Origin of the sequence: Actinoplanes sp. NPDC048988, assembly GCF_043197815.1 — a bacterium.
In the GTDB taxonomy this organism is placed as follows: domain Bacteria; phylum Actinomycetota; class Actinomycetes; order Mycobacteriales; family Micromonosporaceae; genus Actinoplanes.
Map to the genome: position 1 here is coordinate 163,904 of NZ_JBICTW010000008.1, position 24,302 is coordinate 188,205.

24 protein-coding genes are annotated in these 24,302 nt (G+C 70.0%); 14 read left to right on the plus strand and 10 right to left on the minus strand.

The annotated features are described in order from the left end of the window. The first annotated feature begins 75 nt into the window (after nt 1–75). The gene (locus tag ACGFJ7_RS25335) at nt 76–420 is read left to right on the plus strand and encodes an RNA polymerase-binding protein RbpA (protein ID WP_360259386.1); all 345 of its coding nucleotides are present in this window, start codon (nt 76–78) and stop codon (nt 418–420) included. Nucleotides 421–431: 11 nt separating this feature from the next. On the opposite strand, the gene ACGFJ7_RS25340 is transcribed toward ACGFJ7_RS25335, so the two are convergent. The 6 genes from ACGFJ7_RS25340 to tkt form a co-directional block, all read right to left on the minus strand. Further along, complete coding sequence (locus tag ACGFJ7_RS25340) at nt 432–1,028, minus strand: GNAT family N-acetyltransferase (protein ID WP_360259389.1); 597 nt, start codon at nt 1,026–1,028, stop codon at nt 432–434. Nucleotides 1,029–1,121: 93 nt separating this feature from the next. Continuing rightward, entirely contained in the window at nt 1,122–1,862 is a 741-nt protein-coding gene (pgl, locus tag ACGFJ7_RS25345; RefSeq protein ID WP_360259391.1) for a 6-phosphogluconolactonase, read from the minus strand. Nucleotides 1,863–1,928: 66 nt separating this feature from the next. After that, nucleotides 1,929–2,945 carry a glucose-6-phosphate dehydrogenase assembly protein OpcA gene (locus ACGFJ7_RS25350; protein WP_360259393.1) on the minus strand — a complete coding sequence of 339 codons (1,017 nt, stop codon included), beginning with the start codon at nt 2,943–2,945 and terminating at the stop codon, nt 1,929–1,931. Further along, entirely contained in the window at nt 2,942–4,459 is a 1,518-nt protein-coding gene (zwf, locus tag ACGFJ7_RS25355) for a glucose-6-phosphate dehydrogenase (protein WP_360259519.1), read from the minus strand. Before zwf ends, ACGFJ7_RS25350 begins: the two co-directional genes overlap by 4 nt. Before the next feature lie 92 nt (nt 4,460–4,551). Beyond that, nucleotides 4,552–5,688, minus strand: coding sequence for a transaldolase (tal, locus tag ACGFJ7_RS25360; protein ID WP_360259394.1), 1,137 nt, complete (start codon nt 5,686–5,688; stop codon nt 4,552–4,554). A gap of 12 nt (nt 5,689–5,700) precedes the next feature. Further along, nucleotides 5,701–7,758, minus strand: coding sequence for a transketolase (gene tkt, locus ACGFJ7_RS25365; RefSeq protein ID WP_392644273.1), 2,058 nt, complete (start codon nt 7,756–7,758; stop codon nt 5,701–5,703). A 335-nt stretch (nt 7,759–8,093) separates the two neighbouring features. On the opposite strand from tkt, the gene ACGFJ7_RS25370 reads away from it, so the two are divergent. The 3 genes from ACGFJ7_RS25370 to ACGFJ7_RS25380 all read left to right on the plus strand — a co-directional run bounded on the left by ACGFJ7_RS25370 (nt 8,094) and on the right by ACGFJ7_RS25380 (nt 10,550). Beyond that, on the plus strand, nt 8,094–9,035 hold the full coding sequence (locus ACGFJ7_RS25370; RefSeq protein ID WP_360259522.1) for a heme o synthase: 942 nt from the start codon (nt 8,094–8,096) through the stop codon (nt 9,033–9,035). 309 nt (nt 9,036–9,344) lie between these two features. After that, complete coding sequence (locus ACGFJ7_RS25375) at nt 9,345–9,638, plus strand: hypothetical protein (protein WP_203768207.1); 294 nt, start codon at nt 9,345–9,347, stop codon at nt 9,636–9,638. A gap of 9 nt (nt 9,639–9,647) precedes the next feature. Next, complete coding sequence (locus ACGFJ7_RS25380) at nt 9,648–10,550, plus strand: RimK family alpha-L-glutamate ligase (RefSeq protein WP_392644125.1); 903 nt, start codon at nt 9,648–9,650, stop codon at nt 10,548–10,550. A 1,395-nt stretch (nt 10,551–11,945) separates the two neighbouring features. On the opposite strand, the gene ACGFJ7_RS25385 is transcribed toward ACGFJ7_RS25380, so the two are convergent. Beyond that, complete coding sequence (locus ACGFJ7_RS25385; protein ID WP_392644127.1) at nt 11,946–12,956, minus strand: heme A synthase; 1,011 nt, start codon at nt 12,954–12,956, stop codon at nt 11,946–11,948. A 116-nt stretch (nt 12,957–13,072) separates the two neighbouring features. Between ACGFJ7_RS25385 and ACGFJ7_RS25390 the strand changes: the two genes are divergently transcribed. Genes ACGFJ7_RS25390 through ACGFJ7_RS25430 form a run of 9 tightly spaced genes read left to right on the plus strand, consistent with a single transcriptional unit; the run spans nt 13,073 to nt 20,303 of the window. Continuing rightward, entirely contained in the window at nt 13,073–13,810 is a 738-nt protein-coding gene (locus tag ACGFJ7_RS25390; RefSeq protein ID WP_360259403.1) for an ArsR family transcriptional regulator, read from the plus strand. Continuing rightward, entirely contained in the window at nt 13,807–15,228 is a 1,422-nt protein-coding gene (gene sufB / locus ACGFJ7_RS25395; protein ID WP_360259405.1) for a Fe-S cluster assembly protein SufB, read from the plus strand. Before ACGFJ7_RS25390 ends, sufB begins: the two co-directional genes overlap by 4 nt. Before the next feature lie 30 nt (nt 15,229–15,258). After that, a complete protein-coding gene (sufD, locus tag ACGFJ7_RS25400) occupies nt 15,259–16,389 on the plus strand; it encodes a Fe-S cluster assembly protein SufD (protein WP_392644130.1) in 1,131 nt (376 codons plus the stop codon). Between the two features lie 2 nt (nt 16,390–16,391). After that, on the plus strand, nt 16,392–16,724 hold the full coding sequence (locus tag ACGFJ7_RS25405) for a non-heme iron oxygenase ferredoxin subunit (RefSeq protein ID WP_360259410.1): 333 nt from the start codon (nt 16,392–16,394) through the stop codon (nt 16,722–16,724). Continuing rightward, nucleotides 16,721–17,482, plus strand: a complete 762-nt coding sequence (sufC, locus tag ACGFJ7_RS25410) for a Fe-S cluster assembly ATPase SufC (protein WP_097322442.1) — start codon at nt 16,721–16,723, stop codon at nt 17,480–17,482. The genes ACGFJ7_RS25405 and sufC overlap by 4 nt, the downstream gene beginning before the upstream one ends. A 21-nt stretch (nt 17,483–17,503) precedes the next feature. Next, on the plus strand, nt 17,504–18,733 hold the full coding sequence (locus tag ACGFJ7_RS25415; RefSeq protein ID WP_360259413.1) for a cysteine desulfurase: 1,230 nt from the start codon (nt 17,504–17,506) through the stop codon (nt 18,731–18,733). Next, a complete protein-coding gene (gene sufU, locus ACGFJ7_RS25420) occupies nt 18,733–19,188 on the plus strand; it encodes a Fe-S cluster assembly sulfur transfer protein SufU (RefSeq protein WP_360259416.1) in 456 nt (151 codons plus the stop codon). The genes ACGFJ7_RS25415 and sufU overlap by 1 nt, the downstream gene beginning before the upstream one ends. Then, nucleotides 19,101–19,523 (plus strand): metal-sulfur cluster assembly factor, encoded by a 423-nt coding sequence (locus ACGFJ7_RS25425; RefSeq protein WP_392644133.1) that lies wholly within the window; start codon nt 19,101–19,103, stop codon nt 19,521–19,523. Before sufU ends, ACGFJ7_RS25425 begins: the two co-directional genes overlap by 88 nt. A 30-nt stretch (nt 19,524–19,553) precedes the next feature. Next, entirely contained in the window at nt 19,554–20,303 is a 750-nt protein-coding gene (locus tag ACGFJ7_RS25430) for a maleylpyruvate isomerase family mycothiol-dependent enzyme (protein WP_392644135.1), read from the plus strand. A gap of 5 nt (nt 20,304–20,308) precedes the next feature. Here ACGFJ7_RS25430 and ACGFJ7_RS25435 read toward each other — a convergent pair whose 3' ends face one another. The 3 genes from ACGFJ7_RS25435 to ACGFJ7_RS25445 all read right to left on the minus strand — a co-directional run bounded on the left by ACGFJ7_RS25435 (nt 20,309) and on the right by ACGFJ7_RS25445 (nt 23,498). Beyond that, nucleotides 20,309–21,748: a type II CAAX prenyl endopeptidase Rce1 family protein gene (locus ACGFJ7_RS25435; protein WP_392644137.1), complete on the minus strand. Its 1,440-nt coding sequence runs from the start codon at nt 21,746–21,748 to the stop codon at nt 20,309–20,311. 61 nt (nt 21,749–21,809) lie between these two features. Beyond that, entirely contained in the window at nt 21,810–22,505 is a 696-nt protein-coding gene (locus ACGFJ7_RS25440; protein WP_360259423.1) for a histidine phosphatase family protein, read from the minus strand. A 9-nt stretch (nt 22,506–22,514) separates the two neighbouring features. After that, on the minus strand, nt 22,515–23,498 hold the full coding sequence (locus ACGFJ7_RS25445; RefSeq protein WP_392644139.1) for a GlxA family transcriptional regulator: 984 nt from the start codon (nt 23,496–23,498) through the stop codon (nt 22,515–22,517). Nucleotides 23,499–23,568: 70 nt separating this feature from the next. Between ACGFJ7_RS25445 and ACGFJ7_RS25450 the strand changes: the two genes are divergently transcribed. Further along, complete coding sequence (locus tag ACGFJ7_RS25450; RefSeq protein ID WP_392644141.1) at nt 23,569–24,300, plus strand: MBL fold metallo-hydrolase; 732 nt, start codon at nt 23,569–23,571, stop codon at nt 24,298–24,300. The last annotated feature ends 2 nt before the right edge of the window (nt 24,301–24,302 follow it).

Below are 24,302 nucleotides of genomic sequence, written 5' to 3' on the forward strand. Positions count from 1 at the left end.
CTGCCGCGCGTCCGGTTCTGCCGGGCGCGCGGCGTTTGTTTTGGTTTGTCCACGCACCGAGTCAGGAGTGACGTCGTGTCCAGTGGCAGCGCCATCCGCGGCAGCCGAATCGGCTCGTCCCCGATGCGCCCCGACGAGCGCACCGAGCCCGCACCGCGCCGGGAGGTGACCTACTTCTGCGCCGCCGGGCACGTCAGCGACATCCTGTTCGCCGCTGAGGCGTCCCCGCCCGAGACGTGGGACTGCCCGCGCTGCGGCCAGCCGGCCGGCCTGGACGGGAAGAACCCGCCCGGGCGGCTGCGCTCCGAGCCGTACAAATCGCATCTGGCGTACGTCAAGGAGCGCCGTTCCGACGAGGACGGCGCCAAGATCCTGGAAGAGGCGCTGGCCAAGGTGCGCCAGCGCCGCGGCCGGGACTGACCCGTCCGGAACTAGGACGTCGTACGGCCCATGTAGGTCACGTTCTCGGCGCCGGGCACCGTGATCTCGGTGAAGCCCAGCCGGTCGTAGAAGACGCGCGCCCCGGTGTTGGCCGGGTTCATCCCCAGATGCACCCGGTCCACGCCGGCCGCGCGCAGACCGTCGAGGAAGGCCGCCATCAGACCGCGGCCGAAACCCTTGCCCTGCCACTCCGGCAACAGGTCGATGTGCAGGTGGGCGGGGTAATCGGCCAGCTCCGGAATGATCATGCGCTCCGGGTTGTGGTGCAGGCTCAGCCACGTCTGGTCGCGGGGATCGTCGCCGTAGCGGCCCTCGGTCGCCGGCAGCCACTCCTCGCGGTACCGCTTGACGAAATCGGCGGTGTCCTTCGTGCCCAGCACGTACCCGACCGCCGTGCCCTCACCGTCGTCCAGCACGGACGCCCGCTCCGGCTCCAGCACGACGTACGGCGCGGCGAAGATGTCACCGACCAGCCGGTCGGAGCTGTTCTGCCCGCGGGCGTCGCCACCGGCGTCGGCCGTGCGGACGCAGATGTCGTAGACGGAGTCGAGGTCGCTGGGCCGGTAGGCGCGGATGTGTGGCTGCACGATCCGCAGTCTAGGGTTCACCCACCGCGTGGCCTGGCTCACGCCTCGAGGTGGGCGCCGATTGCCCTCGGCGCCGCACCTTCGGGCAATCTTTCAGTTCTTGGCGGCCACGTTCGCCGCGGCGGCCTTGTCGAGCAGCCAGTACGTCCTCGAGACGCCGGTGGCGTGCGCGGCCGGCAGCAGCTTGTCGCCGTTGAGCGCCTTGCCCACCGACTCGGTCTTGTCCGGCCCGGCGGCGATCAGCCACACCTCGTCGGCGCTCTGGATCGTCGGCATGGTCAGGGTGATCCGGGTCGGCGGCGGCTTCGGGCTGTTGTGTACGGCCGCTGTCGTGCCGGTCTCGTTCAGCACCGGGTGCTCGGGGAAGAGCGAGGCCACATGGCCGTCCTCGCCCACGCCGAGCATCAGCACGTCGATCGGCGGCACGTCGGCGCCGCCCAGGCGCAGCTCACCCGCGTACCGGGCGGCCGCCGCCTCGGCGTCGTCGCCGTCCGGACCGTCCGAGGCGGGCATGGCGTGCACCCGGGCCGGGTCGAGCGGCAGCGCGTCGAGCAGGGCGGCCCGGGCCTGGGTCTCATTGCGGTCGGGGTCGCCCGCGGGCAGGAAACGCTCGTCACCCCACCACAGGTCCACGTGCGACCAGTCGATGGCGGCGGCGGCCGGCAGGTCCTTCAGGGTGTGCAGCACCTTGCCGGCGATCCGGCCACCGGTCAGCACCACGCTCGCCGTACCGCGCTCGGCCTGCGCGTCCACGATCTTGGCGACGAGCCGGGACGCCACCGTCGCCGCGAGGATGTCGGCGTCGGGTACCACCACGACCAAGGTCTTGCTCACTGTCACTCCTGTCAAAGGCCGTGGGCCGCCTTCCGGGAACGGAGGCGGCCCACTCGAATGGGAAAACTACGCGGCCGAGCCGCCGGGGCCCGCCATCGCGCCGGCCTCGGACTCCGCCTTGGCGGCCAGGGCCGGGTCCTTCCAGACGTGCACGCGCATCGGCGGCTTGTGGTCGAGGCCGGACACGCCGGCCATCGCGCCCAGCGCGTCGGCGTAGATCTGGTCGGCGTCCAGGCGGCGCAGTTCCTCGGCCAGCTCGTCGCCGACCGGCCGCTTCGGCAGCGGCATGTAGCGGTCCTCCTGGCCGGTCCGGCTGAACAGCGCGGTGTTCTCCTCGCGGGTCACCGTCACCGTGTCGCCGTTCTCGCACTGCAGGCTCACCGAGTGCATCCGCGGGGAGCGGTCGGTGTGCTGCAGCGCCGGGTGGATGCCCAGGCGAGCCTGCAGCCAGCCCCGCATGAGCGCGGCCGTCGGGTCGGATTCCGGGGCGGTGATGGTCGCGCCGACCACCCGCGCCTCGGTGGTGTCGAACGCGCCCGCGACCAGGGTCCGCCACAGGGTGATGCGGGTCCAGGTCAGGTCGGTGTCGCCGGGCGCGTAGTCGATCGCCCGCTGCCGCAGCGCGGCCACCGGGTCGGCCGCCTGGGCGCAGTCGGTGATCCGGCGGTCGGCCACCACACCGAGGAAGTCGTTGGCGATCGTGTCCGGCGGCTCCTGGTGCCACCAGGTGACCACCGGGACGTCCGGCGCGAGCAGCGGCATGACCACCGACTCGGCGTGCAGCGCGAGACGGCCGTACATCCGCATCACGACCGCCTCGGCCGGGCCGAGACGCCCGCCCACGACGATCTCGGCGTCCAGCCGGCTACGACCCTCCAGGTCGGAGCGGACCACGATGAGCAGCCGGCACGGGTGCGCGGCGGCGGCGATCGTGGCCGCGGCCTCGGCCTCGCGGACCTTCTTCTCCTCGACGACGGCGACCAGCGTCAGGGCCAGGCCCGACGCCACACCGCCGGCGCTGCGCCGCTCGGCGGCGAGCGCTTTCACCACCTCGTTGCCGGTGGTGTCCCACAGCCCGATCATGCTCGCCTCCACGCGCGGCCCTCGCGGGCCAGCATCTCGTCGGACGCCCGCGGGCCCCACTCGCCGGCCCGGTACGGCTCCGGCTTCGTGCCCTTCCAGGCGGCCTCCAGCGGGTCGATGACCTGCCAGCTCTGCTCGATCTCGGCGGCGTCCGGGAACAGGGTCCGGTCGCCGACCAGCACGTCCAGGACCAGGCGCTCGTACGCCTCGGGGCTGGACTCGGTGAACGCCTCGCCGTACTGGAAGTCCATCGCGATGTCGCGGACCTCCATCGTGGTGCCCGGCACCTTGGAGCCGAACTTGAGGACCACGCCCTCGTCCGGCTGCACGCGGATCACCAGCTGGTTGTTGCCGAGCATCTCGACGTCGGCCGGGTCGAACGGCAGGTGCGGGGCGCGCTTGAACAGGATCGCGATCTCGGTCACCCGGCGCGGCATCCGCTTGCCGACCCGTACGTAGAAAGGAACCTCGGCCCAGCGCCGGTTCTGCACGCCCAGCCGTACCGCCGCGTAGGTCTCGGTCGTCGAGTTGGCCGGGATGTTCTTCTCCTCCAAGTACCCGACCGCCCGTTCACCGGCGACCCAGCCCGGCAGGTACTGACCGCGTACGGAACCCTTGGAGATGTCTTTCGGCAGGCTGATCGCCTTGAGGAACTTCAGCTTCTCGGCGCTGACGTCGCGCGGGTCGAAGCTGGTCGGTTCCTCCATGCCCACCAGCGCCATCAGCTGGAGCAGGTGGTTCTGGAGCACGTCGCGGGCGGCGCCGGAGGCGTCGTAGAACGCGGCGCGGGTGCCGATGCCGACGTCCTCGGCCATCGTGATCTGCACCGAGTCGACGTACTTGGAGTTCCACACCGGCTCGAACAGGCTGTTGGCGAAGCGGAGGGCCAGGATGTTCTGGACCGTCTCCTTGCCGAGGTAGTGGTCGATGCGGTACACGTCGCCCGGCGTGAAGACCTCGTCGACCAGCTGGTTGAGCGCGATGGCGCTCTGCAGGTCGCTGCCGAACGGCTTCTCCACCACGACCCGGCGCCATCCGCCGGACTTGGCGTTGTCGGCCATGCCGGTACGGGCCAGCTGGTTGAGCACCAGCGGGAACGCGGCCGGGGGGATCGAGAAGTAGAAGGCGGCGTTACCCGGGATGCCGTTGCGCTCGCGCAGGTCGTCGAGGGTCTCGGCGAGGTTGTCGAACGCGGCGTCGTCGTCGAACGAGCCCGGCACGAACTGGAACTGGCTGGCCAGCCGCTGCCAGACGTCCTCGCGCCACGGGGTACGGGCGCCCTTTTTCGCCGCCTCGTACGCCAGGGACTCGAAGTCGCCGTCGCCCCAGTCGCGGCGGGCGAAGCCCAGAACCACGAAACCGGGCGGCAGCAGGCCTCGGTTGGCCAGGTCGTAGACGGCCGGGATGAGCTTCTTTCTAGACAGGTCACCGGTGACTCCGAAGATCACCAGAGCACAGGGCTCCGGGATCCGGGGAAGCCTGCGGTCCTGTGCGGTACGCAGCGGATTGCCCACGTGATCCATCCTGCCAGTTTTCGGTGTCGTGCAGGTGTCTTAGCAGGTACGAGGTGAGGGGGCCCACCGCGTGCGGTGGACCCCCTCATCGATCAGGCTGCGTCGCTCGGGCTCTTCGAGCCGGAGGCGGCCGCCTTCAGCGACTTGTCGACGCCCTCGAGCAGCTCCTTCCAGCTCTGCTCGAACTTGTCGACGCCCTCGGTCTCGAGGACCTTGACCACGTCGTCGAAGTCGACGCCGACGGCCTTGAGGTCGGCGAAGACCTTGCGGGCGGCGTCGTACTGACCCGAGATCGTGTTGCCGCGGGTCTCGCCGTGGTCGGCGTAGGCCTTGATCACGGACTCCGGCATGGTGTTCACCGTGCCGGGCGCGATCAGCTCCTCGACGTAGATGGTGTCCTTGTACTCGGGGTTCTTCGTCGACGTCGACGCCCACAGCGGACGCTGCGGCTGGGCGCCGGCGGCCGCGAGCGCCTTCCAGCGCTCACCGCCGAAGATCTCCTCGTACGCCTCGTACGCGAGCTGGGCGTTGGCGATGGCGGCCTTGCCCTTGAGGGCCTTGGCCTCGTCGCTGCCGATCTTGTCGAGGCGCTTGTCGACCTCGGAGTCCACGCGGGAGACGAAGAACGACGCCACCGAGCCGATCTTGCTGAGGTCGTGCCCGTTCGCCTTGGCCTGCTCGACGCCGGCCAGGAACGCCTCCATCACCGCGCGGTAGCGCTCGAGCGAGAAGATCAGGGTCACGTTGACGCTGATGCCCTCGGCGAGCGTGGCGGTGATCGCCGGCAGGCCCTCGAGGGTCGCCGGGATCTTGATGAAGAGGTTCTCGCGGTCGACCAGCCACCACAGGGTCTTGGCCTCGGCCACGGTGCTCTCGGTCTCGTGCGCCTTGCGCGGGTCGACCTCGATGGACACGCGGCCGTCGAGCCCGTTGGAGGCGTCGTACGCCGGGCGCTCCACGTCGCACGCGTCACGCACGTCGCGGGCCGTCATGAGGCGTACGGCCTCCTCGACGGTGACCCGCTGCGCGGCCAGGTCCTTCAGCTGCGCGTCGTACGCGTCCGCGTCCGAGAGCGCCTTCTGGAAGATGCTCGGGTTCGTGGTCACGCCGACCACGTGCTGCTCGTCGAGCAACTTCTTCAGCGAGCCGGTGGTCAACCGGGGACGGGAGAGGTCGTCGAGCCACACCGCCACGCCCTGGGCGCTGAGCTCTGCCAGCCTGTCGGTCATAACTACTTCTCCTCAGTTACCGGTCGTGTGACCGGTGATCTCGCCGACCTTGGCCAGGGCGGCGTTGGCCTTGGCCACCACGTTGTCCGCGGTGAACCCGAACTGCTCGAAGAGGATCTTGGCGGGGGCGCTCGCACCGTAGTGCTCGATGCTCACGGGCTCGCCCGCCTCGCCCAGGATCCGGTCCCAGCTCTGCCGGATGCCGGCTTCCACCGTCACCCGGGCCTTGACGCGACGCGGCAGCACCTGCTGCTGGTACGCCGTGTCCTGCTCGTAGAACCACTCGAGGCACGGCATCGATACCACCCGGGTCGGGGTGCCCTCGGCCTCGAGCCGCTCCTGCGCGGCCAGGCAGATCGACACCTCGGAGCCGGTGCCGATGAGGATCACCTTGGGCTCGCCGCCGGTCGCCTCGGACAGGATGTAGCCGCCCTTGAGCGTGCCCTCGGCCGACGCGTACTTCGTACGGTCGATGGTCGGCAGGTTCTGGCGGGACAGGGCCAGGCCGGTCGGCCGGTCATTGTGCTCGATGGCGCCGCGCCAGGCGTACGCCGTCTCGTTGGCGTCGGCCGGGCGGACGATGTCGAGGCCGACGATCGCGCGCAGCGCCGACAGCGTCTCGATCGGCTGGTGGGTCGGGCCGTCCTCGCCGAGACCGATCGAGTCGTGCGTCCACACGTAGATGACCGGGAGCTTCATCAGCGCCGAGAGCCGGACGGCGCCTCGCATGTAGTCGCTGAAGACCAGGAAGGTTCCGCCGTACGGGCGGGTGCGGCCGTGAGCGGTGATGCCGTTGAGGACCGAGCCCATGCCGTGCTCGCGGATGCCGAAGTGCAGCGTGCGGCCGTACTCGTTACCGGGGAAGGCCTTCGTCGCGTACTCGGACGGGATGAAGGACGGCTCGCCCTTCATCGTGGTGTTGTTGCTCTCGGCGAGGTCGGCCGACCCGCCCCAGAGCTCGGGCAGCACCGGAGCCAGGGCGTTGAGCACCTGCTGCGAGGCGGCGCGGGTGGCCAGGCCCTTGGCGTCGGCCGGGAACTCGGGCAGCGCCTTCTCCCAGCCCTCGGGCAGGGTGTGCGCGGAGAGCCGGTCGAACAGCGCCTTGCCCTCGGGGTTGGACTTGGCCCACGCCTCGAACTTGGTGTTCCACTCGGCGTGCGCCGCCTGGCCCCGCTCGACGACCCGACGTGCGTGCGCGAGCACGTCCTCGGCGACCGCGAACGTCTCGTTCTTGTCGAAGCCGAGGATCTCCTTGGTGGCGGCGACCTCGTCGGCGCCCAGCGCGGAGCCGTGGATCTTGCCGGTGTTCTGCTTGTTCGGCGCGGGCCAGCCGATGATCGTGCGCAGCACGATGAAGGAGGGCTTGTCGGTGACCTTCTGGGCCTCGAGGATCGCCTTGTGCAGCGCCTCGACGTCCTCGTGGTACTCGCTGCCCTTCGACGGGTCGCCCTTGCGCCAGTCGACGTGCTGCACGTGCCAGCCGTACGCGGCGTAGCGGGCGCCGACGTCCTCGTTCTTGGCGATGCGGGTGTCGTCCTCGATGGAGATCTCGTTGTCGTCGTAGATCACCGTGAGGTTGCCGAGCTTCTGCACGCCGGCGATGGCGCTCGACTCGTGGCTGACGCCCTCTTCGATGTCGCCGTCCGAGCACAGTACGTACACATTGTGGTCGAACGGAGAGTCACCGGCGGGCGTCTCGGGGTCGAACAGGCCGCGCTCGCGGCGGGCGGCCATCGCCATGCCCACCGCGTTGCCGATGCCCTGGCCGAGCGGGCCGGTGGTGACCTCGACGCCCGGGGTGTGCCCGTACTCGGGGTGACCGGGGGTCAGCGAGTCCCACTGGCGCAGCGAGGCCAGGTCGTCGATGCCCAGACCGAAGCCGTTGAGGTAGAGCTGAATGTAGAGGGTGAGACTGGAGTGCCCACAGGAGAGCACGAAGCGGTCGCGTCCGGCCCAGAGCGGATCGGTGGGGTCATGGCGCATGACCCGGTTGAACAGCAGGTATGCGGCCGGCGCGAGGCTCATCGCGGTACCGGGATGGCCGTTGCCGGATTTCTCGACGGCATCCATGGCCAGCACCCGGACAGTGTCCACCGCTTTGCGGTCAAGGTCGGACCAATTGAGAGCAGGATCTGTGGCAGCCACGTCGGTTGTGCTCCTCGGGCATGATTTTGGGAATCCCTTTTGAGCTTGACCCTATCCACTTGGGTTAAACCCGCGCCCGGGGAACGGCTGAGGCCCATACGCTGAGAGCGGACACGTCCTGTGTGACGCCATGCACCCGGCAAGGGTCGTCAGAGCAGCGGAGATGGCTGAGCGTAGGCTGTCCGAGCGTGCCGCCGGCTGCTGCCGGCAACGGTCGTGAGTTGGCTAGTGCCGATGCCGGAAGGTGGCAGTCCGTGAGCATGATCACCGAGCGTCCCGTTCCTGAACGGGAGCTTGGCAGTCGCGAGAGCACCGCCGAGGCGACGCGTCGTGATCCCATCGCCTTGTTCCGCGCCTACCTGGCGCTGACCAAGCCGCAGATCGTCGAGTTGCTTCTGGTGACCACGATCCCGGCCATGATCGTCGCCGCTGGAGGGTGGCCTGACCTGGGCACACTCGCCGTGGTGCTGATCGGCGGGGCGATGGCGGGCGGTGCCGCGAGCGCCCTGAACTGCTACATCGACCGCGACATCGACCAGGTGATGCGGCGGACCAAGCGGCGCCCGCTGCCGGCCAACAGCGTCACTCCGAGATCGGTATTGATCTTTGGTCTGACCCTGGCCGTGATTTCCGTCGCCCTGATGGCCGTTTTCACCAACTGGCTGGCCACGGCTCTGACCGCGGGCGCGATTTTCTACTACGACGTCATCTACACGTTGTGGCTCAAGCGGCGCACGGTCGCCAGCACCTTCTGGGGCGGCATCTGCGGATCGGCCCCGGTGATCATCGGCTGGGCCGCCGTCACCGGCGATGTGGGCGCCGTCGGGTGGGCGCTTTTCGCCATTGTCTTCTTTTGGCAGATGCCGCACTTCTACGCGCTGGCCATCAAGTACAAGGACGACTACGCGCGGGCCGGCGTTCCGATGTTGCCGGTGGTGCGGTCCGTGGCTCGGGTGAACTTCGAGATCGTCCTCTACACGGTGCTCACCGTGGCCGCCTCGCTGGCGGCCTGGCCGCTGGGCCTGGGCCTGATCTACGGGCTCACCGCGATCGCGACCGGCGTGGCCTTCCTGGCCGAGGCGCTCCTGTTGGTGAAGCGGACCCGCGCCGGGCAACCGGCCAAGCCGATGCGGCTGTTCCACTGGTCGATCACGTACCTGACGATCCTGTTCATCGCGGTCGCGGTCGACGCCCTTGTCTGATCTTTAAGCTTCGATCTCGTTCTCGTCACGGGCGGGCGTTCGGCGGTTATCGGCCGCAGGCGCCCGCCCGCGCCGTTTCCCGGAGGCCTCAGCACTACCGGAGCGTCACACCCGTCGCACAACGCGCCCGAAATGACCCGGTTTTCGGTTACGGCCGGTCACTCATAAGATGGAAACCCGTTGATGGGTTCAAAACGGGCGAATTGGTCGATAGCAATGTGTCCAACAGTTAAACCCGCAGGTAATTCGCCTCACAAAACCCGGCCGGGAGTGCTTGCTCTCCCAGAAACACTGCTTACGCTGCCCGTCATGGCTCAAGGTTCCGATACGACACTGACCGCGGGGATCAAATCCTTCGCCGCCGGCCACGGTGGCGCCAAGGCGGTCATCGAGTACGTCGGCAAGCGTGGTGCCCGCATTGTCCTCGTCGGCCAGGACGGCGAGTGGTCCGACCAGTTCGCCGACGACACGAACGTCGCCCGCAAGGCGTGTGAAAGCGCCGGCGTCGAGGTGGAGAACGAGTGGGAGCGCGAGCTCATGGAGCAGATGCGCCCCAGCAACGACCTTTGGCGGTCGATGTCGCGCCGGAGCATGGCCCGGTAGAAACAACACGTGACTTCCTCTACTCACCGAGCGGCCCGGGAGACCTCCCGGGTCGCTCTCGTCACTTGTGAGCTCTTCCCCGACCTGTGGGAAGACGACCACCCGCTGCGCGACGCCCTCCGCGAACGCGGCACCGCGGTCGACGCCGTCCGCTGGGACGACCCGGCCACCGACTGGGCCGCCTACGACCTGGCCGTGATCCGGTCACCGTGGGACTACGTCCCGCGCCGCGCCGCGTTCGTGGCCTGGGCCCACGGCGTGCCCCGCCTGCTCAACCCGGCCGACATCATCGAGTGGAACACCGACAAGCGCTACCTCGGCCAGCTCGCCCAGGCCGGCCTGCCGGTCACACCCACCGAGTTCGTCGAGCCCGGCGACACGTGGACGCCACCCGAGACCGGCGAGTGGGTCGTGAAGCCCACGATCAGCGCCGGCAGCCAGGACACCGGCCGCTACAGCCTGCCGGACCAGCGCACCCTGGCCGAGGCTCACGTGACCCGCCTGCGAGCGGCCGGCCGCACCGCGATGATCCAGCCCTACCTGGCCGCCGTGGACACGGACGGCGAGAGCGCCCTGATCTACACCTCCGACGCCGGCGGCGAGCTGAGGTTCAGCCACTCCATCCGCAAGGGCGCCATGCTGACCGGCCCCGACGAGGGAACCATCGACCCCGGCAGCGAGCAGATCACCCCGCGCACCCCGACGCAGGCCGAACTGGACGTGGCCACCCGCGTCCTGGACCACATCCCCGGCGGCGCGAAGCGCCTGCTCTACGCCCGCATCGACCTGATCCCGGGCCCCGACGGCGCGCCTTTGCTGGTCGAGCTCGAACTGACCGAGCCTTCCCTCTTCCTCACCGAGTCCCCAGACGCCGCCACCCGCCTGGCCGACGCCATCCTCGCCCGCCTCTGACCTCCTGTCCCGCTCGCAGAGCCCCCGGCCTTGTAGCGCTCCGCGTCTTGTAGCGCACGAGGCCTTATAGGGCGCGCGTTTTGCAGGGCGCGCGTTTTGCAGGGCGCGCGTTTTGCAGGGCGCGCGCTTTGCAGGGCGCGTGCCTTGCAGGGCCCGCGCCCGCGCTTTGCAGGGCCCGCGCCCGCGCCTTGCAGGGCGCCGTTGCTCACCGTACGTACGCACGGCAAGCCGGCTTTGCGGCGCGGGTGGCCGCATCTGCCGACGCAGCGCGTACGTTCCGCCGCGAACGCCGGACGTTGAGCGGGTGTCTGCGGCCCTGGGGCTCACGGGTATGTCCGGGCTACATGCGTCGGCCCCGGCTGCGAGGCGAATTCGCCCGTGCCGTCGGCGCCAACCATGCGTCCACGCCGCTCCGGCATCACACATGCGTCGGCGCTGCACGCATCCGCGCCCCTGCGTCGGACATCGTGCGTGCGTCCGCGGCTGTGCGTCGGCTCCACCTCGCGTGTAGGCCGAGGGCGTCCGCGCTGCGTGTGCCCAGACTGGTAGCGGTGGCGGCCCTGGCGATGTTCGGGCAGCAGGGTCACCGCAAACCCGACCCGCGCCTGTACGCCACCGCGGCCGCCCGCCTGGGCGTACCCGCCGCATCGTGCTGCTGGTGCTGGTGCTGGTGCTGGTGCTGGTGCCGGTGCGGTCTGTGTCCGTGCCGCCTGTGCCCGCGGTACGTGTTCGCGCTGTGGGTGTTGGTGCGGTCTGGGTCCGTGCCGAGTGTGCCCGCTGTGTGGGTTCGCGCTGTGGGTGCTCGTGCGGTCTGCGTTCGTGCGACGAGTGCCCGACCGTGTGCAGCGGGCGTTGCGGGTCTGGGGCGTCGGGAGGCGCCGGGGCGGGGGTGGTGGTTTAGACGGCGGCCGCCCCGGGAGACAGGCGGCCGCCTCAGCTCTCGACGGACTTTCTTTCCGGCTCACCACCCCCTCTGGTGTCGTGGGCCGGCGGGCGTGCACGGCGTTGATCGGGCCGGGGGAGCGCCGATCGTGCGCAGCAGTCGTCCGGCGGCGCCTGTCGTGGCCGAGGCCGGGATGGTCCCGGTCGGTGATCGGCCGCGTCGAGGGGGTCGCGCCGCGGGTCGAGGTGGGACTGTTCGGCTGTGAACTGTGGAACTGGTGGGGCTCCTGTGTGGCATGCGGGAAAGCCTGCCGGAGCGCGCCGATCAATGGAGAACGGAACGCTGTTCCTGTGGACGACACGCGGTTATCCACAGGCGCTTCGGAAGAAGTCCAGGTCAGAACGTTTCGTGTGTCCCGCTGAAACCGGCACCGCGAAGCGCTCGCCCGAATTGGCGAGAAAGGAAGCAGCGCCGGCCTCGGGAGGAGGCTCGGCGCTGCGGGGGAGGGTGGGTCAGCGCTGGGCTGGCACCGGCTCCTCGGTGGCGGTGCCGGTGGCAGTGCCAGTGCCGGTGGCAGTGCCAGTGCCGGTGGCAGTGCCGGTGGTGGCGCCGTGGGCTGGGACGGGGGCCGGCGGAGGTGTGGTGGCCCGTTCCAGGGCGGGGCGGGACCGCAGCGACCACCACACCGACAGGGTGCCGGTCCAGACCAGGCCGGCGCCGAGCATGTGGGCGCCGACCAGGATGACCGGCAGGTGGGTGAAGTACTGGACGAAGCCGATGACGCCCTGGCCCAGGACGATGGCCAGCAGGGTCAGGGCGGCCCGGTTCGCCGCGCGGGGCGCCTTGACCGCGCGCAGGGCGAAGATCAGGGCGATCGTCAGGCCGATGAACAGGAAGACCACGTCCGCGTGGGCCTGGGAGACCGTGGCCGGGTCGAGGCCGTTGCGCTTGGCCTCCTCGTCGCCGGCGTGGGGGCCGCTTCCCGTGACCACCACGCCCATGGCGATCACGGCGACGCTTGTCGCGGTCAGGATCGCGGCCAGGTGGCGCAGGGGGCGGGGGACCAGGTCGACCGGCTTGCCGTCGCCCTCGAAGGTGCGCTTCCACAGGAGGTAGGCCAGGGCGATCAGCGCGATCGACAGCAGGAAGTGCAGGCCGACCACCCACGGGTTGAGGTCGGTGAGGACCGTGATGCCGCCGACTACGCCCTGGCCGGGGATGCCGGCCAGGACCGCGATGCTCAGCAGGACCGTCGAGCGGCGGCGTGGCTTCTCCAGCAGCGCGGCCAGCACGCACAGGACGGCCAGCAGGCCCAGCACGAACGTGAGCATGCGGTTGCCGAATTCGATGACGCCGTGGACGCCCATCTCCGACGTGGTCGTGTAGGACGCGTCGGTGCATTTGGGCCACGTCGGGCAGCCGAGCCCGGAACCTGTGAGACGGACCGCCGCGCCGGTGACGATCAGCGCGATGTTGGCGATCAGGGACGCCAGGGCCAGGGGGCGCAGCGGTAGAAACCTCACCTCTGGGATCGTACGCAGGCGGTGGAGCGCAAGAACCGGTGCCCACGGAACGCGGTGTGACAGATCACCGGGGGGTCGGTTTGCGGGCTCGTGACGAAATACGTAACGTTGGCGTAGTGAAAAACGAGGTGCTGCTCGGAAGCGGTGCGTCGGCGTCTGCCGTCGCCGCGGACGGGCGTACCCGTGACCGGGTCGCTCAGCTGCTGCTGGAGCGCGGTTCCGCCACCGCGGCCGAGCTGGGCGCCGAGCTCGGGCTGAGCCCGGCGGCGATCCGCAAGCACCTCGACGCGATGTTCGCCGACCGCCTCGTGGAGATCCGCGAGGTCCGCAACACCCGCCCGCGTGGGCGGGGACGGCCGGCCAAGACCTTCGCCCTCACCACCGCCGCCCGGGAAAACCTCAACCCGCACTTCTACGACGGTATTGCGACGGCCGCGCTGCGCTGGATCGCCGATCAGCACGGCGCCGAGGCGATCTCCGCGTTCGCCGCGACCCAGGTCGTCGCCCTCGAGGAGCGCTGCCGGGCGGCCCTGCGGGAGGCCGGCGACGACCCGATCGCCCGGGCCGAGGCGCTCGCCGAGGCGCTGACCGCCGAGGGCTACGCTGCCAACGCGACCACGATCGCGTCCGGCGGCCAGTTGTGCCAGCACTCCTGCCCGGTGGCCCACGTGGCTGCCGAGTTCCCTCAGCTGTGCGACGCCGAGACCGAGGTCATTTCTCGCCTCATCGGCACCCACGTGCAGCGCCTCGCAACCATCGCGCACGGCGACGGGGTGTGCACCACGCACATCCCGGCACCGACCCGCGCTGCACAAAAGACCGAGCTGACCACCACGGTTAGGACAGATACATGACCGACCAGATCGCTACTCAGGAAGAGCACCTCGCCGCCCTCGGCAAGTACGAGTACGGCTGGGCCGACTCGGACATCGCCGGCGCCGCGGCGCAGCGTGGCCTGTCCGAGGCCGTGGTGCGCGACATCTCCGCCAAGAAGAACGAGCCCGAGTGGATGCTCAACCTCCGGCTCAAGGGCCTGCGCCTGTTCGACCGCAAGCCCATGCCGAACTGGGGTGCCGACCTCACCGGCATCGACTTCCAGAACATCAAGTACTTCGTGCGCTCGACCGAGAAGCAGGCCGCCAGCTGGGAAGAGCTGCCTGAGGACATCAAGGCCACGTACGACAAGCTCGGCATCCCCGAGGCCGAGAAGCAGCGCCTCGTGGCCGGCGTCGCCGCGCAGTACGAGTCCGAGGTCGTCTACCACGCGATCCGCGAGGACCTCGAGGAGCAGGGCGTCCTGTTCCTCGACACCGACACCGCGCTCAAGGAGCACCCGGAGCTCTTCCAGGAGTACTTCGGCACCGTCATCCCGGTCGGCGACAACAAGTTCGCCGCGCTGAACACGTCGGTGTGGTCGGGTGGCTCCTTCATCTACGTGCCGAAGGGCGTGCACGTCGACATCCCGCTGCAGGCCTACTTCCGGATCAACACCGAGAACATGGGCCAGTTCGAGCGGACGCTGATCATCGCCGACGAGGGCTCCTACGTGCACTACGTCGAGGGCTGCACCGCGCCGATCTACTCGTCCGACTCGCTGCACTCCGCGGTCGTCGAGATCGTCGTCAAGAAGAACGCCCGGGTGCGGTACACGACCATCCAGAACTGGTCGAACAACGTGTACAACCTGGTCACCAAGCGCGCCACCTGCGAAGAGGGCGCGACCATGGAGTGGGTCGACGGCAACATCGGCTCCAAGGTGACCATGAAGTACCCGGCCGTCTACATGACCGGCCCGTACGCCAAGGGCGAGGTCCTCTCGATCGCCATGGCCGGCGAGGGCCAGCACCAGGACTCCGGCGCCAAGATGGTGCACGCCGCGCCGCACACCTCCTCGACGATCGTCTCGAAGTCGATCGCCCGGGGCGGCGGCCGGACCTCGTACCGCGGCCTGGTCCAGGTCCTCGAGGGTTCGTCGAGCTCCAAGAGCACCGTCAAGTGCGACGCACTCCTTGTCGACACCGTGTCCCGCTCGGACACCTACCCTTACGTCGACATCCGCGAGGACGACGTGGCGATGGGGCACGAGGCGACCGTCTCCAAGGTCTCCGAGGACCAGCTCTTCTACCTGATGAGCCGCGGTCTCACCGAGGACGAGGCGATGGCGATGATCGTGCGTGGCTTCATCGAGCCGATCGCCAAGGAGCTTCCGATGGAGTACGCGCTGGAGCTCAACCGCCTCATCGAGCTCCAGATGGAAGGCGCCGTCGGCTGACGACGGCTGAAGAGACGACTAAAGGACGACATGACAACCGAGGCCATCGCCCCGCCGCCGAGCACCAAGTCGCAGGTGCTGCGCTCCTTCGACGTCAACGACTTCCCAGCCGTCACCGGCCTGGAGGAGGACTGGCGTTTCACCCCGATCAAGCGTCTTGGTGACCTGATCAAGGCGACGTCGCTGACCGGCGTGGCGCCCTCGGTCGAGCACGGCGACCTGCCCGTCGGCGTCTCCGTGCACGAGGTGGCCACGGCCGACGCCATCCTCACGCCGTTCGACCGCATCAGCGCCCTGGCCTACGGCTCGGCCGCGCACGTCACCAAGATCGATGTGGCGACCGAGACCGAGCCGGCCGACCCGGTCGTGATCCGGGTCGTCGGCAAGGGCGGGGACGCGGCGGCGGCCCGTACGGTCGTCAAGATCGGCGCCTTCTCCAAACTGACCCTGATCCTCGAGCAGGTCGGCACGGCCACCCTGGCCGACAACATCGAGGTCGTCATCGGCGACAGCGCGCAGCTGACCTTCGTCACGCTGGCCGAGTGGGACGCCGGCACGGTGCAGGCCCAGCACGTGAAGTTCCGGGTCGGCAAGGACGCCCGGGTGCAGCACGTGCAGGTGGCGCTCGGCGGCGACCTGGTCCGCCAGTTCACCAGCGTGGAGTACGCGGGCCGGGGCGGCGACGCCGAGCTGTGGGGCCTGTACTTCTCCGACGCCGGCCAGCACTTCGAGCATCGCCAGCTGGTCGACCACGCGGTTCCGGACTGTCGCAGCTACGTCGGATACCGCGGCGCGCTGCAGGGCAAGTCGGCGCAGACCGTCTGGGTCGGCGACGTGCTCATCCGCGCGGCGGCTACGGGCACCGACACGTACGAAATCAATCGGAACTTGATTTTGACCGACGGCGCCATCGCCCACTCGGTGCCCAACCTCGAGATCGAGACCGGCGAGATCGTCGGCGCCGGCCACGCCAGCGCGACCGGCCGCTTCGACGAGGAGCAGCTGTTCTACCTGATGGCCCGCGGTATCCCCGAGGGCGAGGCGCGCAAGCTCGTCGTCCGCGGCTTCTTCGCCGAGCTGATCAACAAGATCCCGTCCGAGGAGCTGCGCGAGCGCCTGGGCGACGTGATCGAGTCCCGCCTGGCCGAGGCCGGAGCGTAAAAGTGAGCTTCGAGCTGGTCGGCCCGGCGGCGGACGTCGCCAAGGGCGAGGTGATCTCGGTGGAGCTCGACGGCACCGAGATCGCCGTCGTGCACGCCGACGACGACAACTTCTACGCCGTACGGGATGAGTGCAGTCACGCCTCGGTGGCCCTGTCCGAGGGTGAGGTCGAGGGTTGCATGCTCGAGTGCTGGCTGCACGGCTCCCGGTTCGACGTGCGCACCGGCGAACCCAGCGGCCCGCCCGCCTTCGAGCCGGTGGCGACCTTCCCCGTCGAGATCCGCGACGGCGACATCTATGTATCGACTATTCCGAGCAATGGAGTAAACCCGTGAGCACCCTGGAGATCCGCGACCTGCAGGTGTCGGTCAAGCTGCCCGAGGGCGAGCTGAAGCCGATCCTGGCCGGGGTCGACCTCACCGTGAAGTCGGGCGAGACCCACGCCATCATGGGTCCGAACGGCTCGGGCAAGTCGACGCTGGCGTACTCCATCGCGGGCCACCCGAAGTACGAGATCACCGGCGGCACGGTCACCCTCGACGGCGAGAACGTGCTCGACATGACCGTCGACGAGCGGGCCCGCGCCGGCCTGTTCCTGGCCATGCAGTACCCGGTCGAGGTGCCCGGCGTCTCGGTGGCGAACTTCCTGCGTACGGCCAAGACCGCCATCGACGGGGAGGCGCCGAAGCTGCGCACCTGGGCCGGCGAGCTGCGCGGCGCCATGGAGAAGCTGCAGATGGACCCGGCGTTCGCCCAGCGCAACGTCAACGAGGGCTTCTCCGGCGGTGAGAAGAAGCGGCACGAGATCATGCAGCTCGAGCTGCTCAAGCCGAAGATGGCGATCCTCGACGAGACCGACTCCGGCCTCGACATCGACGCGCTGCGCATCGTCAGCGAGGGTGTCAACCGGGTCCGCGAGACCGGCGAGACCGGCCTGCTGCTGATCACCCACTACACCCGCATCCTGCGCTACATCAAGCCGGACTTCGTGCACGTCTTCGTCGCCGGCAAGATCGTCCAGGAGGGCGGCCCGGAGCTCGCCGAGCAGCTGGAAGCCGAAGGCTACGAGCGCTACGTCGGCACCCGCGTCTGATTTCCTTGTAGGAGTAGAACGATGACGTTCGACGTGGCCCGGGTCCGAGCCGATTTCCCGATCCTCTCGCGGGAGGTCAACGGCCACCCGCTGGTTTATCTGGACAGCGCCAACACCTCGCAGAAACCCCGGCAGGTGCTCGAGGTCATGCGTGAGCACAACGAGCGGCACAACGGCAACGTGTCCCGCTCGGTGCACACTCTCGGCACCGAGGCCACGTCGGCGTACGAGGACGCCCGCGGCAAGATCGCGGCGTTCATCGGCGCCACGAACCCCGACGAGATCATCTTCACGAAGAACTCGACCGAGGCGATCAACCTGGTGGCGCACTCGCTCGGGCAGCACCTCGGCCTGACGGCGGGCGACGAGGTGGTGATCTCCGAGATGGAGCACCACTCCAACATCGTCCCCTGGCAGCTGCTCTGCGAGCGCACGGGCGCGACGCTGCGCTGGTTCGGGGTGACCGACGAGGGCCGGCTCGACGAATCTCCTCTGGATGAGCTGGTCAACGAGCGTACGAAGATCGTCTCCCTGGTGCACATGTCGAACACGCTCGGCACGATCAACGACCTGTCGCGGATCGTCGAGCGGGCCCGGCAGGTCGGCGCGCTGGTCATGCTCGACGCCTCGCAGTCGGTGCCGCACCTGCCGGTCGACGTCCGCACGCTCGGCGCCGACTTCATCGCGTTCACCGGCCACAAGATGCTCGGCCCGACCGGCATCGGCGTCCTCTGGGGCCGCTACGACCTGCTGGCCGAGATGCCTCCGTTCCTGGCTGGTGGTTCGATGATCGAGACGGTCACGATGGCCCGGACGACGTACGCGGCGCCGCCCGCCCGCTTCGAGGCCGGCACGCCGCCGATCGCCGAGGCCATCGGGCTCGGCGCGGCCGTGGACTACCTGAACGCGCTCGGCATGGAGGCCGTCCACCAGCACGAGCAGGACATCACGGCGTACGCCCTGAAGGTGCTGGCCGATGTGCCTTATGTGCGCCTTTTCGGCCCGGCCACGCCGGACGGCCGCGGAGGCACTTTGTCCTTCGACGTCGAAGGGGTGCACCCGCACGATGTGGGCCAGGTCCTCGACGCGCTCGGCGTGGAGGTCCGCGTGGGTCACCACTGTGCCAAGCCGGTGTGCGCGCGGTTCGGGGTGCCGGCGATGACCCGTGCGTCGTTCTACCTCTACACGACCACGGACGAGATCGACGCTCTCGCCCGCGGCCTCGACCAGGTGCGGAAGGTGTTCGCCTGATGATGCTGGACGGGCTCTACCAGGAGATCATTCTCGATCACTACAAGCACCCGCACGGGCGCGGTCTGCGTGATCCGTTCGACGGGGAGGCGCATCACGTCAACCCGACGTGCGGGGACGAGATCACCGTGCGGGTCGCGTCGGACTTCTCTGACATTTCGTACGATGGGCTGGGGTGCTCGATCAGCCAGGCGTCCGCGTCGGTGCTGTACGAGCTGCTCCAGGGGCGCGACGCGGACGACATCGCGGGAATTCACGAAGCTTTCGTGGAGCTGATGCAGGGGCGCGGCCAGGTCGAACCCGACGAGGACGTGCTGGGGGACGCGGTGGCCTTCGCCGGAGTGGCGAAGTTCCCGGCCCGGGTCAAATGTGCGCTGCTGCCGTGGATGGCGTTCAAGGACGCCGCGGCACGCGCCGGTGTGGATGTGGGCGCTGCCCCGGAGGTGAAGGCATGACTGACGTAGCCAAGGCGTCTATCGCCGATATCGAAGAAGCCATGAAGGACGTCGTCGACCCCGAGCTCGGGATCAACGTGGTCGACCTCGGGCTCGTTTACGGTACGCACGTGGACGACGACAACGTGGCCACGCTCGACATGACGCTGACGTCGGCGGCCTGCCCGCTGACCGACGTGATCGAGGACCAGACCCGGACCGCGCTGACGGCCGGACCCGGTGGCGGCATCGTCTCCGACTTCCGGATCAACTGGGTGTGGCTGCCGCCGTGGGGCCCCGACAAGATCACGGACGACGGGCGCGAGCAGCTGCGGGCCCTCGGGTTCAACGTCTGACTGTCATACCCGGCTGATAGAACCCCGGGTATGACTATCCCTTACACCGAGCTCCTGTCTCTCATCGACGACCGGTCGGCGGCGCTGCGTTCCGCGCTCGCCGCCGCGCCGGATCGGTCGGCCCGGGTGCCCGGCTGTCCCGGGTGGACGCTGGCCGACCTGGTCGCCCATCTGGGCGCGGTCCACCGGTTCTGGGCGGGCGCGGTGAGCATGGCCGACCCGTCCCGACAGCCGGGCGACGACGACGTCACCGACCAGCACCCACACGGTGATCTCGTGGAGTGGTCGGCCGCGTCGACCGAACTGCTGCTGTCGGCGCTGCGCTCGGCCGAGGCCGACACCCCGGTGTGGGCCTGGTGGGCCGCCTCGGGCACGCCACTGACCGCGGGGGCGGTGGCGCGCCATCAGGTGCAGGAAGCGGCGGTGCACGCTTTCGACGCCCAGGAGACGATCGGCCAGGCGGAGCCGCTGCCGGCCGCGATCGCCGTCGACGGCGTGGCGGAATTCCTCTCGGTCGGGCTGGCCTCCACGGGGGAGTGGCCCTATCGCCCGGCCCGGATCGCGTTCTCGGCGACCGACGGCCCCGTCTTCACCGTCGACCTTTCCCCTTCCGGTGTACGCCTGGACCCACCGGCCGCCGGCGACCCCGTGGCCACGGTGCACGGGCCGGCGAGCGACCTGGTTCTGGCCCTCTACGGCCGCGTCCCCTTCGACAACCTGCGGGTGGACGGCGACCGAGGCGTACTGACCGAACTCCAGAACTTCGTCGACAACGACTGACCCGCTCAGGCCCCAGGGGCCGGCCGCCGCAGCTTGGGAACCGCGGGGGCCACGGGCGCTCGGCCCGGCACGACGGGAACGTTCCCCGCGCCCGCGCCCGCGCGTGGAACGTTCCACGCGCTCGCGCCCCCGCCACTCGCCGCCCCGGTCCGGGCCGGCTCGGCCGCCGCGGTCACTTGCCCACCTGACGCCGTGCCGCTGCTCGCGGGCTGCGCCTCGGTCTTCAGATCGCCTGACACTGTGCCGGTGCTCGCGGGCTGCTCCACGGTCGCCTGATCACCCGACGGCGCGCCGAGGATTGCCGGCCGTCCTTCGATCACCTGGTTACTTTCCGGCGCTGGTCTCTCTCCTGCCGAGCTCGGCGGCGGGTATTCGGGCTGGGCGGCGGCGGGTTGGGCTTCGGTCGGTTGGCTGTGGGCCAGTGCGGCGGCGGGTTGGGCTTCGGTCGGTTGGCTGTGGGCCAGTGCGGCGGCGGGTCGAGCTTCGGTCGGTTGGCTGTTGGCCAGGGCGGCGGCGAGTTCGGCTCTCGACAGAGCTCCGGCCTGCACCCTCGCGCTCGCGGGTCGCGCCCCTGCCGGTATGCGCGGCGGCTGGGTTTGCGGCAGCGCGGCTCGGCGCTGGTCGGTGGGCGGCTGGGCTTCGGCCGTCTGGGCTCGGGCTGGGCGGGCTTCGGCTGGGCGGGCTTCGGCTGGGCGGGCTTTTGCTGGGTGGGCTTCGGCTGGGGTGGCGGGGAGGGGCGGGGGTGGGATGTGCAGGAAGGCGATCAGGTCGACGACGACGTGCAGGGCGATCGCTGGGAGGAGGGTGCCGGAGAGCACGGTGAGGCCGGTGAAGGCCACGGCCAGGGCGGCGACGCCCACGACGCCCTGGGCGCCCTGGTAGAGGTGGGTTGCCGCGAACAAGGCGATGCTGAGCGCGCAGGCCACTACCAGGGGCAGGTCGAAGAGGATGACGCCGGCGGCGGTCAGGAGGCCGCGGAAGACGATCTCCTCGGTGATGCCGGCGGTGACCGCTACGGCCGCGGCCAGGCCTCGTTCCCGGGGCGTGCGCGGGAACATGGGTGCTGCCTTGTCGCGCGTGGGCACCGTGCCGCCGGCCTGCGCGTGGCGTCGGAGGCGGTTGCCGGTGATCACCACGACGGCGAGCAGGAACGCTGTCAGGGCCCAGGCCAGAGCGGGGCCGAACGACGGCAGCGAGGCCGCTACGCCGCCGCCCGACCAGGTCAGGCCGAGGTCGGCCAAGGTCAGGACGGGGCTGTCGACGACCGGCAGGAGGGCGAAGACGGCCAGGGTCCAGCCGCCGAACAGGAAACGGCGGTAGAACCAGATCCGGCCGTCGGGGCGCGCCGCGATCTGGGCCATCGCCCGGCCCGGGCGCAGCAGGTTCGTGACCACGTCGGACAGGAGCGCCAGGACCAGCGCCGCGACCAGCACTTTGGCAAGCACGATCGAAGATCATGACGATCCGGGGCCGCGGCGGCAACCACCGTTCGGCTCGTCCCGGCGCTCAGCCCTGCGGCAGGTGGTCCACCGAGTTGTAGTAGGCCAGCTCGAGCCGGCCGTCCACCTCGACGAAACGGGACAGCGACGCGTTGCGGACGTTGCCGGCGGCGCGTTCGGCCGCGACGACCTGGTCCCAGTCCAGCTTCTCGATGACGGCCCGCATCATCAGCACGACGGCGTCGTGGGCGACCACGATGACCCGCTCGCCCGCGTGGTCGCGGTTGAGGTCGTCGAGGAAGGCGCCCAGGCGTACCTCGATATCGGCGAACGACTCGCCGTTCGGCGGCGCGTAGCGGTACTCGCCCGCGTCCGTACGGCGTTTCGCCTCGCCCGGGAAACGCTCGGCCACCGCCGCCCGGGTCATCATCTCCAGGTCACCCAGCAGCCGGTCGACCAGCCGGTCGTCGGTGGCCGGCGCGGGCAGGCCGACGCCGGACGCCTCCGCGGCGAGCCGCCACGTCTCGCGTGCCCGCAGGTAGGGCGACGTGATGACCACCTGGGGCCGGTCGTTCTCGGGCAACTGGCCGAGCCATTCACCCAGCGCCGCCGCCTGCTGCTCCCCGCGCTCGGTCAGCGGCACCTCGGCGTCGCGGCCGCTCACCTCCGCCTCCAGCAGCCCCTCCGCGTCAGCGGCGGGGAAAGCGACGTTGGCCAGGCTCTGCCCGTGTCGGACGAGGACGAGTTCGGCAACCACACCCATGATCGAACCCTATCCCGCCGGCGGCGGACCGGCGCGGAAGCTCTCCCGGTACGACTGCGGTGGTACGCCGACCAGGCGGCGGAAGTGGGGGCGCATGGCCACGCCGTCGGTGAAACCGCTGGCCCGGGCCACCGCGTTCATCGGCAGGTCGGTGGTGGACAGAACGTGCTGGGCGCGCAGGACCCGTTGGTGCAGCAGCCACTGCAGGGGTGAGCAGCCGGCGGCCTCCCGGAAGCGGCGGTCGAAGCTGCGGCGGCTCAGGTGGGCCGTGGCCGCGAGACGGTCGATGTCGAGGGCGGTGTCGTCGAGGTGCTCGAGGGCGTACCGCATGGCGGCGGTGACCGGATCGTCGTGGCCGAACGCGGGTACGGGCCGTTCGACGAACTGGGCCTGACCGCCGGCCCGCTGCGGGGCCACGACGAGAGCGCGGGCCGTGGCGTTGGCGACCGCCGTCCCGTGGTCGCGGCGCAGCAGGTGCAGGCAGGCGTCCAGGCCGGCGGCGCTGCCGGCGCTGGTGATCACGCGGCCCTCGTCGACGAAGAGCGCGTCGTGAACGACCTCGACCTTCGGGAATCGTTCGGTGAACTCGCGCAGGCACACCCAGTGGGTGGTGGCCCGCCGGCCGTCGAGCAGCCCGGCCTCGGCCAGCACGAACGCGCCCAGGCACAGGCCGACCACGGTGGCGCCCTCGTCGTACGCCCGAACCAAGGTCTTCCGGACCGGCGCGGCGATCGGCGGGCCGCCCGGCCGGCGCCAGCCGGGGACGATGACCACGCCGGCCCGGTCGAGGGCGGCGAGCGGGTGTGGCGCGCTCATGGTGATGCCGCCGGTCGTCGCCAGCGGACCGGGACGTTCGCCCGCGGTCAGCAGCTCGAACGTCGGGCCGCCGCGCGGACCGTGGTCGATCTCGAAGACGCGGGGCGCGACCGCCACTTCGAGGATCGAGGCGCCGTCGCCGATCAGCACGCCGATGGTGGTCGCGTCACGCGTCATGGCTGGAACCTATCGCACGATGGCTTTCCAGCCACTGCCGTCGAGGCGCGACGACGGCGAAAGTGGGGTCATGACCTTTCGTGGCTTCGGCGGCCCGACCGTGACGTTCCGGCTCGGCGGCCTCACCTTTCTGACCGACCCCACCTTCGACGACGCCGGCGACTACCCGATCGGCGACCGCGTCCTGACCAAGACCGCCCCGGCGGTGGCCGGTCCGGAGGCCGCCGGCCACGTCGACGTCGTGCTGCTCTCCCACGATCAGCATCCCGACAACCTCGACCGCGGCGGGCGGGCGTTCGCCGCCACGGTGCCGTTGGTGCTGACCACCCCGCTCGGCGCCGAACGGCTGGGCGGCAACGCCCGCGGCCTGCAACCGTGGGAGAGCACGACCGCCGGCGACGTACGCGTCACCGCGGTGCCCGCCCAGCACGGCCCGGACGGCACCGAACACCTGGTCGGCCCGGTGACCGGATTCGTCGTGGAGGCCGGCGGCGAGACGGTCTACGTCAGCGGCGACAACGCCTCGCTCGACGTCGTCCGCGAGATCGCCGCCCGTTTCCCGCACATCGACGTCGCCGTCCTGTTCGCCGGCGCGGCCCGCACCCCGCTGGTCGGCGACCACAACCTGACGATCAGCGCCGCCGACATGGTCGAGGCGGCCCGCCTCCTCGGCGCGCGCACCGTCGTACCCGCGCACATCGACAGCTGGGCGCACTTCACCGAATCCATCGACGACGTACGGGCCGCCTTCGCCGCCGCCGGCCTCCAGGACCGCCTCCGCGAACCGGATCCGGCAAGATAACG